The following is a 13,238-nucleotide window of genomic DNA, read 5'->3' as shown; positions in this document are numbered from 1 at the left end:
TCAACGGCGCCGCTCCTTCCGGCCCTGCACCGAGTAGATCACGCTGGAGGACGCGCGGAACGACGGATCGCGCATCACCGCCTGAACCGCGTGCAACTCGTCGCTGGTCATCCCTGCGGACTGCAACCTGTCCCAAAGCTGGTGCGTGTGGTGCAGCTGGAGGCCGAGGTCCGCCGACCCGGCGTGGCGCGACCGGATGCTGGGCCGCGGATCGATGTCGACGAGCCCGGCTGCGCGCATCGCGCGGGCGACCTGCCGCCCCCAGGTCGGGTCACCGCCGTTGCGGCGCATGAGCTCGGTCTTGGCCGCGAGGAACTTCTCGTACACCCGCTCGCCCTCCTCGTCGGGGGCGAGCAGCACCGGCTCGTAGGAGGTGTCGAACTCGTCGATCTGCAACCAGCCACCGGGCTTCAACGCCCGGACGAGCTTGGCCAGCACCTCGTCCCGCTCGGGGAGGTGCTGCAGGACGAGCCGGGCCACGATCAGGTCGAAGTGGTTCTCCGGCAACGGATCCGCGGTGATGTCGTGCTGCGCGGTGGTCATGTTCGGATGACCGACGACGTCGACCGGCTTCACATCGGTCGCCAGCACGCTCCCGGTGGGTCCGACGCGGTTGGCGAGCCAGCGCGAGATGGTGCCGCCGCCACATCCCACGTCCAGGCAGTGCCAGCCAGCGGTGACACCGGTGGCGGCCAGCCGCTCGGTCGTGATCGGGTCGAGCGCCTCGGCGAGGCACCGGTGCTGCTCACCGCTGTGCGGGCTGTGGTTGTCGAAGACGTAACCGCGCTTGTCGGTCTGGACGTGCGTCACTGCGGTTCCCCTCAGAGCTGTCTTTGGTCCTGGTCAACGAGTTCGAGAGCAGGAACTCACGTCCACCGGCCGGTTCCGCACGTGGCGGTGCTGCCGGTCAGCTGCTCGCGCAGGTCCAGGCGGCGCACCTTGGCGGTGCCGGTGCGGGGCAGGTCGTCCCAGCGCAACGACACCGGGGACTGCATCTTCGGCAGGCGTCGGCACGCGCGCCGCCAAGCCTCCTCGGACAGGGTCCCGTCCGCGGTGACGACCACCGGCAGCGGCGGCTTCCCCGGCTGGGCGAGCAGCACGCACTCCAACGCCTCCGGCAACCGGTCTTCGAGGACGTCCTCGATCTCCAGGCAGCTGCCGTCCGGCGTCTGGTCGACCTCGCGGTCCAGCAGCTGCACGCTGCCGTCCCACCGGCGGACGCCGAGGTCCCCGGTGATCCACCACTTGCCGACCTGCTTGTCGGCCCACCGCTGGGACTCCCCCAGGTAGTCCAGGCACCGGGCCGCGGTGCGGGCCAGCACGAGCCCGGGCCGGCCTGGGCGCACCGGCTGGAAGGTGTCCGGGTCCACCAGCCGCAGCCGGGTCTTGACCGGGACCGGCCGTCCGACGTCGTGCGCCGCGCCGCGGCGGGCGAGCGACCGGCGGGTGTGGAAGCGGAAGGTGAGCGGACCGGTCTCCGTCTGCCCCCACCCGTCCATCCACAGCGGACCGGGGTGCCGGCTGGCGTTCAGGTAGGCGCGGATCGTGGGCGGGTGCACCGCGTCGTAGGTGCTGATGTAGAGCTTGACCCGGCGGAACGGGTTGTCGAGGCGCTCGGTCAGCGGCCGGAACCGCACGTACGACGCCGGCAGGCCCTCCATGATCGTGGGCGGGTGCGCCCGCAGCACCGGGTCGACGCGGTTCGGGTCCTGCCCGGTGAGGATCACCACCTCGCGGGGCGCCATGCTCATCACCACGGCGGTCCAGCAGAAGGTGCGTCCGTGCGCGAAGGAGCTGGCCGTGGCCACCACGTCGTCGGGTCGGACGCCGATCTTGGGGATCCGCCGGGCCTCGAACCTGGCCAGCGCGCCGATGATCGTGCGGGTCGAGTGGACCACGAGCTTCGGCACCCCGGTGGTGCCCGAGGTGTGGTCGATCACCAGCGGCTCGTCGTCCCCGCGCCGCTGCGGAGCGGGCCCCGCGCTCCCCCGCAGCTGGTCGACGTGCACCGCACCGGGCGCCGGGACGTCCGACGTCACCACGACGCGCGCGAGGGACGTCAGGTCGACTCCCGCCGCGAGGCACCGCTCCAGCTGCCCCGCAGTGGTCATCAGCACCGCGGGCGCCAGCCGTTCGAGCAAGATCGCCAGCACGTCCGGGGACATCTGGGCGGACAACTGGGCCGGGACCGAGCCGATTCGCACCGCGGAGCACGCGAGGAGGTCGTAGTCCCAGTGGTTGTCCTTCAGGATCGCCACCCGGTCGCCACGCCCCGCACCTGCTGCGGACAACCACCCTGCGGCATCCCTGACGAGGTCGGCCAGCGCGGCCGCGTCGTACTCCGTGCCACCGTCCGGGGCGATGTCGAACGGACGGTCCAGGTGCGTGGTGGTGGCGATGCGGCGCGCCGCGCACTCGTCGAAAAGCACGCCCATGTCATGAGGTTTCACCGGGAGCTCTCCAAGCTGTTGGGCACGACCCGCAGGCGCTTGCTCAGCGCCGGTTTGATCGCGGGGTGCAGACGGCTGAGGGTGCGGGAGGCGGCGAGCGCTCCGGCGCGCACCGCTCCTTCGCTGGCGGGGCGGAGCACCACCCAGTCGCCCGCGTAGTCGACCGGTCCGACCGCACGAGCCGCGAACCGGCCTCGCCGGTGCACCGCGACGGGGGTGGCTTCGGGCAGGCCGTAGCGGTGGCGGTGCACGAAGTTCGCCCTGTTGGCCACGTCGAAGTCCGGCAGGTACCGGTGCACCGCCCGGGTCAGCCGGTCGACGACCTCCTCGTCCGAAGCCGTCAGCAGGTCCGGGATCGTGGAGGGGTTGGCCATCAACGTCAGCAGGCCCTTGCCCATCGGCGCGCGGCCGGGGTGCTTCTCGTGGTCGAGGATGATCGCCGAGAGCGCCTGCTCCTCCACGGCGGGGGTGAGCAGCACGTACGGCCGGTCGCCTCCGGGCACGGACAGCGGCTCGTCCAGCAGGCAGCTCACCTTCAACGCAGGGGTGAAGGTGCACGCGGCGAGGAATTCCGCTTCCTCCGCCGGTGGATTCGCGTGCAGCTGCGCCGCCACGGGTGCGGGCACGCACAGCAGCACCGAGCGCGCGGTGACCACGTCCGAGCCGGTCTGCAGGCGGGCACCGTCGCCGTCGGCGACGACCTCGTGCACCTGCTGGCCGGTCACCACGTCCAGATCCGACGCCAGGCACCGGGCGAGGGTGTCCATGCCGTCGCGGTAGGTGCGCCAGGTTCCCGCGCTGCCCACCGACAGCAGCAGGCTCACCATGACCGCCGCGGCCGAGCGCTCCGTGTCCCAGCCGAAGAAGCTCCCGGCGACCGGCTGGAGCAGGTAGTCGTGCAGGTCCGGGTGGTAGCGGCGGCCGAGATCGGCGACGGTCTCCGCGGCCAGCAGGCTGCGCTCGGGGCGGTCGTCGTCGAAGTGGTCGCGGTTCCGCAGCGCCCACGTCTGGAAGCGGAGCAGGTCCAGGTGCGCGCGGCGGGACAGGCCCGCGCCGGTGAGCGTTCCGCGCGTGTCGGCCACCCCGGCGTGCGCCCGTCCGTTCCGCCACACCGCGAGCGGCCGGCCGATGCGCGGCACTTCGGCCTCGGTGAGCCCGAGGCGGGAGATCAGCTCCCAGGTCGCCCGGTAGCCGCTCGGCGAGATCTGCTCGGCGCCGGTGTCGATGGTCCAGTCGTCGTGGCGCACGCTGGTCATCCGCCCGCCGACCTGCGGCGCCGCCTCGAAGACGCGGACCGCTAGCCCGGCCCGCTGCAGCTCGTGCGCTGCAGTGAGCCCGGCGATCCCGGCTCCGACGACCGCGACGTCCAAGTCCCGGCTCACGAGAGCACCCCCGGGCGGTCCGCCTCTCCGCGATTCACAGCGGTGGTTGCGTTCAGATCGATCTCACGTCTTGCGGTTGCTCGTGGCTGGGTCACGTCACGTTCCCCTGAGGTGCGGTTGAGCAGAACTCGGGTTGGCACAGGCCTTCTCACGAGAGCACCCCCGTTCCGACGAGGAGGTTGGTCAGGACGAGCAGCGCGACGTACGTCCGGTGCACGGTGAAGCCGAGCTTGCGGGCTCGCATGATGTCGTCGCGGACGAAGCCGAGGTAGTACTGGCGGGCGCGCAGGATCGTCGCGGGCAGCATGAGGAGGACGAACCACCACGGCGCCACACCGGTCACCGACGCCACCGCGCCGAGCACGAACTCACCCGCGGACAGCGCGCCGATGAAGATCGCGTTGCCGCGCGGCGAGGTCAGCGCGGCAACCGTCGGCCGCCCGACCGCGCGGTCGCCCTCGACGTCGTTGGTGTTCGAGTACACCCCGAACATCAGCGGGCCCATGCCGAACAGCACCGCCTGCACCAGCAGGAAGCCGGAGAACTCCCCGGTCGCCAGACCGTAGGGGCCGAAGACCAGCGCCACCCCGAGCGCGACCAGGAACGCCTCCTGGAAGCCGTGGTAGCTCAGCTTCATCCCGTAGGAGTACTGCAGCGAGATCGCGAAGGTGGCCGCGATCAGCACCACCGTCCACAGCGGACGGTGCGGCGCCACCGCGATCGCCCCGGCCCACAGGAGGGCTCCGGCGATGGCGGTGATCCAGGCGAACCGCATCGCCTCCGCCTCGGTCAGCGTTCCGGCGACCAGCGGCTTGCGCAGCTTCTTGCGCAGCGGGTTGTTGGGCCCGTAGTTCTCGATGTCGCTGCCGTCGCGGTAGCCGGTCACGTCGTCGAGCGCGACCATCGCGACGATGGTGCAGATCTCGCCGACCAGGAACAGCAGCAGCATCGGCACCGTTCCGGGCGCCACCGCCGCGGTCGGCAGCAGCACCGCCGCGGACACCACGAAGATGCCGATGTAGTAGTCGAACACGTCGAGCTTGCCCAGCCGGAGGTAGCTGCGGAACTTGCTCTCCTGGCGAGTCCCGGCCTCCGCGCCGCGGGCGACGTTGACGTCACTGGTCATTGTTGGGAATTCCTCACTGTGCTCCGTCGGTCGCCGCGGCGGCGGCGAACTCGCAGACGGCGTCGGCGATGCGCGCCACATCCGCGTCGGCGAGATGCGGGTAGATCGGCAGCGCCAGGATCCGCCGGCTCGCGTGCTCGGCGTTCGGCCAGCGCTGGTCCGCCGGGGCGTGCGGCGCGAAGGCGGCCTGGTGCGGGAGGGGCTGCGGGTAGTACACGTGCGAGGCGATGCCGCGCTCCGCGAGGTGGTCGTGCAGTTCGTCGCGGCGCTCTACTTGCAAGCAGTACACGTAGTAGCAGCGCCCGTCGCGGCCCAGCGGTGGCGGGACGATGCCGCGGTCGGCCAGCGGCGCGAACCGCTCGGTGTAGTGGTCGGCGATGGCGGCCCGGCGTTCCAGCCGTTCTGGGAAGCCCGGGAACCGGTGCAGCTGGAACGCCGCCTGGATCTCGTCGAACCGGCTGTTGGTGCCGATGACCTGGTGCACGAACCGCTGGCCGTCCTGGCCGTGGTTGCGCAGCACCCGCACCCGGTGGCCGAGCTCGGCGTCGCGGGTCACCACCGCGCCGCCCTCCCCCGGCATGCCGAAGGACTTCACCTGCACGAAGGAGAAAACGCCCGCCTCGCCCCACAGTCCGGCGGGGGTGCCGCCCAGCACCGCGCCTTGGGCGACCGCGGAGTCCTCCAGCAGCCGAACGCCGTGGCGCTCGGCCACCTCCGCCAACCGCGGCATGTCGGCCATGATCGAGAACATGTGGGCCGGCATGATCGCCTTGGTCCGGTGGTTGATCAGCCGCTCGACGGCGTCGGGGTCGACGACCATGGTGCGCCGGTCGATGTCGGCGAACACCGGCTGCGCCCCGACCTCCAGCACCGCCGAGGCCAGCGGGGCGCAGCCGAACGCGGGGACCACGACCTCGTCGCCGGGCCCGACTTCCATCGCGCGCAGCACGAGGCCGAGTGCGCTGGTGCCGCTGCCGCAGGCCACCACGTCGGCGGCGCCGAGCGACTCGCGCAGCACCTCCTCGAACCGCTCGGTGTGCTCGCCGAGGATGAACTTCTGCTCGGGCGCGGTCGCGATCTCGCGGACCAGGTCGAGCATGACCTTGCGGTCGCCCTCGAACAGGTCCGGCGGGAAGAACGGGATCTCGGGTCGCATCAGGCGCACCTCCCGGCGCCGAAGTCGCGGATCGCCGAGCACACCCGGTCGACCTGCTCGATCGTGAGGTCCGGGTACAGCGGCAGCGCCACCGCCCGCTCGCTCGCGGCCTCCGCGCGCGGGAAGTCGCCGCGGCGGTGGCCGTGCCCGGCGAAGCACGGCTGCAAGTGGAAGGGCACCGGGTAGTAGGTCTCGGTGCCGATCCCGCGCCGGTCCAGGTGCGCCACCAGCTCGTCGCGGTGCTCGACCTCGATCAGGAACACGTACCAGACCCCGGTGGAGTCCGGCGCGGTGTCGACGACCTCCGGCAGGCGGACGACGCCGGGCACCCCGGCCAGCCGCTGCCGGTAGGCCTCGGCCAGCTCCGCGCGGCGGGCGATGTCGGCGTCCAGGCAGGTCATCTTGCCCAGCAGCACGGCGGCCTGGATGTCGTCCATCTTGCTGTTGGTACCGGTCATCCCGGTTTCGGTGGAGATGCCGGGGAAGTTGTCGAGGGTGCGGCCGAACCGCCCGTGGTGGCGCAGCCCGGACACCAGCTCGGCGATCCGCGGATCATCGGTGAGCACCGCACCCGCGTCCCCCAGCGCACCGAGCGTCTTGGCGGGGAAGAACGACAGCACGCCGCCCGCTCCGTGCAATCCGGCGTGGACACCGCGCTGCCGCATGCCGATGGCCTCAGCGCTGTCCTCCACGACCACGAGCCCACGCCGCTCGGCGACCTCGGACAGCGCCGCCATGTCGGCCATCTGGCAGAAAAGGTGCGCAGGCATCACGAATCGGGTGCGCGGACCGGCCACGCGGTCGACTTCGGCCGGATCCAGCGCGTAGGTGACCGGGTCGACGTCGGCGAACACCGGGCGACCACCGGCGAGCACGACCGAGGTCGCGGTGGCGACGAACGAGTAGGCCGGCACGACCACCTCGTCACCCGGCTTCAGCCCGGCCGCGCGCAGCAGCAGGACCAGCGCGTCGGTTCCGCTGTTGACGCCCACGGCGAAGCGGGCACCGGTGTAGTCGGCGAGGCTGCGCTCGAACTCGGCGACCTGGCGGCCGTGGGAGAACTTCCCGTTGTCGAAGACCTCCTCGATCCGCGCGCTGATGTCGGGCCAGAGCCCGTCGAACGTGCGGGCCTGCGAGAAGAACGGGACCGGGTCGACATCGAGGTCGGTCACGTCCGCTTCCCGGAGCCCGGCGGTTTCCGCACCGCGGGACAAGACGACCACGCTCCTGACTGGGTGGTGAACTGATCGAGGCACGCACGAAACTATCCGAGGAGCAACTCGAGCCACCAACTCTTTGGTTGAGCGACGCGCATTTTCACCCAGACCGGTTACGTATGCAGCGGACGTTCTCCCCGGGCTTTGAACAGGTTTCGGAGATCGGTAGGGTCGGCGACCGACCGCTCCGCCACCTTCACATTCCTATGTGGACGGACAGGTCGACCTCGCCCATTCAGTCCACAGAGGACGTTCATGCTGCACACACTCGTGCTCGGACTCGGCCGCGCGGGCTCCGGCCTGCACCTCCGGGTCCTGGCGAAGGCACGGGCCACCGCACCCGATCTGTTCCACCCCGAACCGATGATCGGCTGCGATCCCGTCGCGGATACCCGTCACGACTTGCACGATGTGATCACCGCAGCCTCGCTCGACGTAGCAACGAAACTGGTGAATCCGCAACGCACCGTCGTGCACGTGTGCACGCCACCAACCACACGTGTCGCCGTGCTCACCCAATTGGCCCAACACGGCTTTCGCCGCGCCATCGTGGAAAAACCGCTCGCCACCGGAGTCGGCGAACTCCGCGAGATCGACGCGCTGCGCCAGCGGTACGGGCTGGACCTCGTGGTGGTGTCGCACTGGATGGCAGCCGAGCTCACCGAGCGGATCGAGCAGCTCGTCTGGCACGGCGAACTCGGCGAGCTGCGGTCGATCCGCTTCACGCAGGACAAACCCCGGTTCACCCGGTCCGCGGCGACGCACGGGCACCCCACCGCCTTCGACGTCGAGCTGCCGCACTCCCTCGGCGTGGTCCTCCAGCTGGCCGGTCCCGCGGAGGTGCAGCGGGCGGCGTGGACCGACATGCGCTGCCCGGACGCGGTGCTGCCCAGGATGGGCAGCGCGCACCTGACGCTGCACCACGCCGGCGGGGTCACCAGCGAGATCTCCTCCGACCTCACCTCACCGGTCCAGCAACGCCGGATCGTGCTGGAGTTCACCGGCGGCCAGGTCACCGGCCACTACCCGATCAGCGACCAGGACGACCACGCGCAGCTGGTGGTCGACGGGCAGCGGCACATCTTCCGGGACGACGCGCTGACCCGGTTCGTGCTGCGCGCCTACCGCCACTTCCGCACCCCGGCCGCAGGTGGGCACCCGACGCTGCAGGTGCACCGCGACGTCGTCCGCCTGCTCGCCGAGGCCAAGCAGCGCTGCGCACTGGCAGCGGAGAGGAGTTCCAGCCATGCGCGGTGAATCCGCGGGCAACCAGCTCGCCGGGATCGGCGACGAGGCGGCGGTGGACCTGACCGGCCAGATCGCCGCGATCCACGAGCTGGGCTGGTCGGCCATCGAACTGCGGACGGCGGACGGCATCGCGCTCGGCGACCTCGACGCGCCGCAGTTCACCGCAGTGCGCTCCGCCATCCGGGCCGCCGAGCTCGACGTGGTGTGCCTGGCGTCCCGGATCGGCAACTGGGCTCGCCCCATCACCGCACCTCTCCGCGACGACCTGCGCGAACTCGACGTCCTCGCCGAGCAGTGCGCCGCGCTGGAAACCCGGTTCGTCCGGATCATGTCCTACCCGAACGACGGGCTCCCCGAAGCCGAATGGCGGGACCGCGCGCTGGATCGCGTCGCGCGGCTGACCGAACGCGCAGCCCAGCACGGTGTCGTGCTGGTGCACGAGAACTGCGCCGGCTGGGCCGGTGACGACGCTGAGCGGATGCTCCGCCTGGTCACCGAGGTGAACAGCCCGTCGCTGCGGTTGCTCTTCGACACCGGCAACGGCATCGACCACGGCTACGACGCCCACCGGCTGCTCGAGCGGATCCTGCCGCACGTGGTGCACGTCCACGTCAAGGACGCGGTCGGGTCGCCCGGCAACGCCGAGTACGTGCTGCCCGGGGACGGGCAGGCCCGGGTCGCCGATTGCCTGCGCCGGCTGCTGACCGCCGGATACCGCGGGCCGCTGTCGATCGAACCGCACCTGGCGACCCGTCCGCACGAAGGCCTGCGCGCGCACGGCTCGGCCGCGGAGCTGTTCGTCCAGGCCGGGCAACGCCTCGAGCAGCTGCTGCGGACCTGTTCGGAAGCGGTCGCCCCCTGATGCGCGACGACCTCGTCACCACCGCCGACCAGGAACTGCTGCTGCACCTGCTGGCCATCCCCACGGTCGGCGTCCTGGAACTGTCGCCGACCGACCCGCCCCCGCAGTTCTGGGAGGCGCAGCGCGACTACGCCCGCGCCGCGGCCAGCATCGGTTTCGAGGTGGTGAGCCACGCGAGCCCGGCACCCGACGTCCTGATGCGCGACGACGTCCCGCTGCCGGTGCGACGCGCCGCCGAGAACCCGGATTTCCTCGCTTCGCAGCCGAGTTTGCTGCTGCGGCTCGGTCCCGAGCTGCCGCGCGAGGACACCGTGATGTTCAACGTCCACCTGGACACCGTCGCCGGGCTCGAACCTGTCGGCCTGAGCGGTGGTCGGATCACCGGGCGCGGTGCGATCGACGCGAAAGGCCCGGCTGTAGCGCTGCTTTCCGGGATCCGCGACGCGGTGCGCCGTGATCCGGCGCTGGGCCGCGACGTCGCGGTGCTCGTGCAGGCGGTTGCCGGTGAGGAGGGCGGCGCGATGGGCACCTTCGGCACGCGTCCGCTCGTCGAAGCCGGTCATGTCGGAAGGCTGAACATCTTCTGCGAGCCGACCGGGATGCGCTTCCTGCCCCGGGCCACGGCGTCGATGACCGCCCGCGTGCGCGTCAACGGTCGCGGCGCCATCGACGACCGGCCCGACGTCGGGCACAACGCCACGGTGCTGCTCGGCTTCCTCGCCCAGCACCTCGCCGCCCAGCTCGACCCGCGGGACCGGCCCGGCAGGCTCTGCGTCGCCGGCCTGCACACCGGCCACCTGCACAACCGGGTCTACGGAAGCGGCGAACTGCTGCTCAACCTCTCCTACGGCTCCTCGGACGAAGGGGCCGCGGCCGAGGCCGCACTTCGCGAAGCCGTCCGCAGCGGGGTGCAGCGGTTCACCGAACTGTTCGCCGGGACCAGGGAATTCACGAGCACCGCGGCCGAGGCCGCCGTCATCACCGAGGTGGACTGGCTCAAGCGCGGCCTGCCGAGCCTGGACAACGCCGCCGCGTGGGCCGAGGAACTGCTCACCCGCGCGGGGGCGACCCGCTGGCCGGACGACGAACCCGCCTTCACGTGCGACGCCATCTGGACGGCGGGGCTCGAGGACACCTTCACGGCGGTGCTGGGCCCCGGTTCGCTGGACGGCAACAACGCGCACGCCGAAGGCGAGTACGCCGAGCTGGACGAGCTGCGCGACTTCGCCGCCGCGGTGTCCTCCCTGCTCACCGGCTTCGCCGAGCACCGCCGTGAAACCACTCCACGAAAGGGGATCTCCGATGCCTCCGCACCATGACGCACGCGTTCGCGTGCCCTACGACGAGCTGCACTCCTTCGTCACCCGGCTGTTCACCGAGCACGGCGTGCCGCTCGAACGCGCGATCACCGCGGCCTCCGCGCTCTGCCACGGCGATCTCTGCGGCTTCGACTCGCACGGCGTGTTCAACCTGACCCGCCTGTACCTGCGGCTCTTCGCCACCGACCGGGTCGACGCCACCGCCGAACCGGAGGTGGTGACCGACCTCGGCGCGTGCGCGGTCGTCGACGCGCGCCGGGCGCTGGGCCTGTGGTCGGCCGCCGAAGCCATGGACGACGCCGTCGCGCGCGCCGGTCGGCACGGCATCGGCCTGGTGTCGGTCCGCGGTGCCACGCACTTCGGCTGCGCCGGCTTCCACGCCGCCCGTGCGGCCGCGCACGGCATGGTCGGCGTCGTCGCGAGCAACTGCGGTGGTCAGCGCATCGCCCGCCCGCCGTTCGGCGCCCTGACCATGCTGGGCACCAACCCGCTCAGCGTCGCGGCCCCGGCCCTGCCGGACCACCCGTTCGTCCTGGACATGAGCACCACGGTCGTGCCCACCGGGAAGATCCGCACCGCCGCGAGCAGCGGCGAGACGATCCCGGAGGGCTGGCTCGCCGACGACGCCGGGAACCCGGTGACCGATCCAGCCGAGTTCGACCGCCGCGCCGCGCACCTGCGCTGGCTCGGCGGCACCCCGGAGAACGGCGTCCACAAGGGCTTCGGCCTCGGGCTCGTCGTCGAGCTCCTGGCCGCGCTGCTGCCCGGGGCTGCGTTCGGTCCCTCCCCCGAAGCCCTCCACGGCGACGGCGGACCGCACGGGCGGGACGACGACATCGGCTTCTTCGTCCTGGCCATCGCCCCTGACCTGCTGCGCCCGCCCGGCCAGTTCGACGTCGACGCGCAGACCATGTTCAGCACCCTGCTCGACTGCCCGTCCTCCGGCCAGGACGTCCGCTACCCCGGCTGGTGGGAGGCGGAACGGGCCGCCGAGCGACTGCGCGACGGCGTGCCGATCCGCGAGCACGTCCACCGCGAACTGCTCGAACTGGGACTTCGCGGCCGCGAGCCGGTGGCCGGGCGATGACCGGCGCGCACCGCCGCGTCGCCGTCGTCGGCCTCGGCGCGATCTCGAAGTACTACCTGCACTCCATCGACCGGCTTCCCGGCTGGGAGCTCGCAGCGGTCTGCGATGTCCGCGAGTCCGCGCTCGCGCCGCACGTGGACCGAACACCCTGCTTCCAGGACCACCGCACGATGCTGCAGGAGTCCGATGTGGACGCCGTGATCGTCACGGTGCCGAACGACGTGCACGTCTCGGTGTGCGCGGACGCGCTGCGGATGCGCATCCCGGTCTGCGTGGAGAAACCACTGGCCTTCTCACTCGGTGAGGGACTCGACCTGGTGCGGCTGTCCCGAGCTGCTGGCGTACCGCTGTTCACCGCGTTCCACCGCCGCTACAACGACAACGTGCTGAACCTGCTCCGGCAGACCCGGCACCGCGACATCACCTCGTTGCGGGTTCGCTACCTCGAACTCATCGAAGAGCACATCGGCGACGACACCTGGTACCTGGACCCGCAGCGGTGCGGAGGCGGGTGCGTGGCCGACAACGGCCCCAACGCCTTCGACCTTGTTCGCCTGTTCCTGGGCGACCTCGAGCTGATGCGCACGAACGTCGCGCGCGATGCGGGCGGCACCGATCGCCAAGCCGTCATCGAGCTGCGCTCCGCAGCCGGTGTGCCGGCGACCGTGGAGCTCGACTGGTCGCACCCGGGCGAGACCAAGGACGTCGCGGTCCTCTTCAGCGACGGAACCCGGCTCGCGGCGGACATGCTCGCCGGGCACGACGGGTTCAAGTCCTCGCTGTGGCACGAGTACTCCGGCATCCTCGGCGACTTCGCCGACGCCATCACCGCAGCGCCCACCACAACCGACGGCGGCCTCGCCGCACTGGAGCTCGTCGACGCGACTTATCGAGCGGAACTGCGCGCCCCAGCTGGAAAACCCGTGGAACGAGCCGATGCCGCGGTGTCGGCGGGAGGAGACAAGTGAACCCGGAAGAGGACGGCCCGAAGCGAGCGCTGACCGGCACGCTGGTGAAGGTGCTGATGCACCGGCGCGACGAGCGCGGCATGGCTCTCGAACCGCACGCCAGCCGCTGCGTGCAGCGCGGCGAGGTGCACGAGCTGGTGACCACGGACCACTGGGAGACCGATCCGGGAGCCCGCATCGACCGGGTCGGGTTCCTCGGCTTCGCCGAGATCGGGTGCGCCGGGGTGATCGACCGCGGCGACGAGTTCTGGATCGGCGACCAGCGCGTCGGAACGGTGCTCGGTTTCGACGCCTGCCACTACCCGAACCACTACAACATCCTGATCAACGCCGAGGTCCCGGTGACCGGAGCAGACCTCCACCTGCAACCGGAAATGCCCGTCTCCTTCGCCCCGGCCCTCCTCCCCGTGCATTGATCTGCGC

At 71.3% G+C, this 13,238-nt stretch carries 12 protein-coding genes; 6 read left to right on the top strand and 6 right to left on the bottom strand.

All coding sequences use genetic code 11. The annotated features are described in order from the left end of the window. The 6 genes from OU415_RS04210 to OU415_RS04185 all read right to left on the bottom strand — a co-directional run bounded on the left by OU415_RS04210 (position 1) and on the right by OU415_RS04185 (position 7,337). Positions 1-810, bottom strand: coding sequence for a class I SAM-dependent methyltransferase (locus tag OU415_RS04210; protein ID WP_270947200.1), 810 nt, complete (start codon positions 808-810; stop codon positions 1-3). 56 nt (positions 811-866) lie between these two features. After that, entirely contained in the window at positions 867-2,450 is a 1,584-nt protein-coding gene (locus OU415_RS04205) for a class I adenylate-forming enzyme family protein (protein ID WP_333776996.1), read from the bottom strand. Beyond that, the gene (locus tag OU415_RS04200) at positions 2,447-3,832 is read right to left on the bottom strand and encodes a protoporphyrinogen/coproporphyrinogen oxidase (protein ID WP_270947199.1); all 1,386 of its coding nucleotides are present in this window, start codon (positions 3,830-3,832) and stop codon (positions 2,447-2,449) included. Before OU415_RS04200 ends, OU415_RS04205 begins: the two co-directional genes overlap by 4 nt. A gap of 148 nt (positions 3,833-3,980) precedes the next feature. Continuing rightward, on the bottom strand, positions 3,981-4,958 hold the full coding sequence (locus OU415_RS04195) for a UbiA family prenyltransferase (protein ID WP_270947198.1): 978 nt from the start codon (positions 4,956-4,958) through the stop codon (positions 3,981-3,983). A 13-nt stretch (positions 4,959-4,971) separates the two neighbouring features. Beyond that, positions 4,972-6,114 (bottom strand): DegT/DnrJ/EryC1/StrS family aminotransferase, encoded by a 1,143-nt coding sequence (locus OU415_RS04190; protein ID WP_270947197.1) that lies wholly within the window; start codon positions 6,112-6,114, stop codon positions 4,972-4,974. Further along, positions 6,114-7,337 (bottom strand): DegT/DnrJ/EryC1/StrS family aminotransferase, encoded by a 1,224-nt coding sequence (locus OU415_RS04185; protein WP_408641776.1) that lies wholly within the window; start codon positions 7,335-7,337, stop codon positions 6,114-6,116. The genes OU415_RS04190 and OU415_RS04185 overlap by 1 nt, the downstream gene beginning before the upstream one ends. Before the next feature lie 249 nt (positions 7,338-7,586). Between OU415_RS04185 and OU415_RS04180 the strand changes: the two genes are divergently transcribed. Genes OU415_RS04180 through OU415_RS04155 form a run of 6 tightly spaced genes read left to right on the top strand, consistent with a single transcriptional unit; the run spans position 7,587 to position 13,231 of the window. Then, positions 7,587-8,588 (top strand): Gfo/Idh/MocA family protein, encoded by a 1,002-nt coding sequence (locus OU415_RS04180; RefSeq protein WP_270947196.1) that lies wholly within the window; start codon positions 7,587-7,589, stop codon positions 8,586-8,588. Then, positions 8,578-9,441 carry a sugar phosphate isomerase/epimerase family protein gene (locus tag OU415_RS04175; RefSeq protein ID WP_270947195.1) on the top strand — a complete coding sequence of 288 codons (864 nt, stop codon included), beginning with the start codon at positions 8,578-8,580 and terminating at the stop codon, positions 9,439-9,441. The genes OU415_RS04180 and OU415_RS04175 overlap by 11 nt, the downstream gene beginning before the upstream one ends. Next, positions 9,441-10,760 carry a M20/M25/M40 family metallo-hydrolase gene (locus tag OU415_RS04170; RefSeq protein ID WP_270947194.1) on the top strand — a complete coding sequence of 440 codons (1,320 nt, stop codon included), beginning with the start codon at positions 9,441-9,443 and terminating at the stop codon, positions 10,758-10,760. Before OU415_RS04175 ends, OU415_RS04170 begins: the two co-directional genes overlap by 1 nt. After that, complete coding sequence (locus OU415_RS04165; RefSeq protein WP_270947193.1) at positions 10,744-11,847, top strand: Ldh family oxidoreductase; 1,104 nt, start codon at positions 10,744-10,746, stop codon at positions 11,845-11,847. Before OU415_RS04170 ends, OU415_RS04165 begins: the two co-directional genes overlap by 17 nt. Further along, positions 11,844-12,815 carry a Gfo/Idh/MocA family protein gene (locus OU415_RS04160; RefSeq protein WP_270947192.1) on the top strand — a complete coding sequence of 324 codons (972 nt, stop codon included), beginning with the start codon at positions 11,844-11,846 and terminating at the stop codon, positions 12,813-12,815. The genes OU415_RS04165 and OU415_RS04160 overlap by 4 nt, the downstream gene beginning before the upstream one ends. After that, positions 12,812-13,231 (top strand): DUF6917 domain-containing protein, encoded by a 420-nt coding sequence (locus OU415_RS04155; RefSeq protein WP_270947191.1) that lies wholly within the window; start codon positions 12,812-12,814, stop codon positions 13,229-13,231. The genes OU415_RS04160 and OU415_RS04155 overlap by 4 nt, the downstream gene beginning before the upstream one ends. The last annotated feature ends 7 nt before the right edge of the window (positions 13,232-13,238 follow it).

Source organism: Saccharopolyspora oryzae (genome assembly GCF_027853915.1).
GTDB lineage: Bacteria > Actinomycetota > Actinomycetes > Mycobacteriales > Pseudonocardiaceae > Saccharopolyspora > Saccharopolyspora oryzae.
The sequence above is the reverse complement of the archived record's forward strand: the minus strand, read 5'-3'. Positions and strand labels throughout refer to the sequence as shown.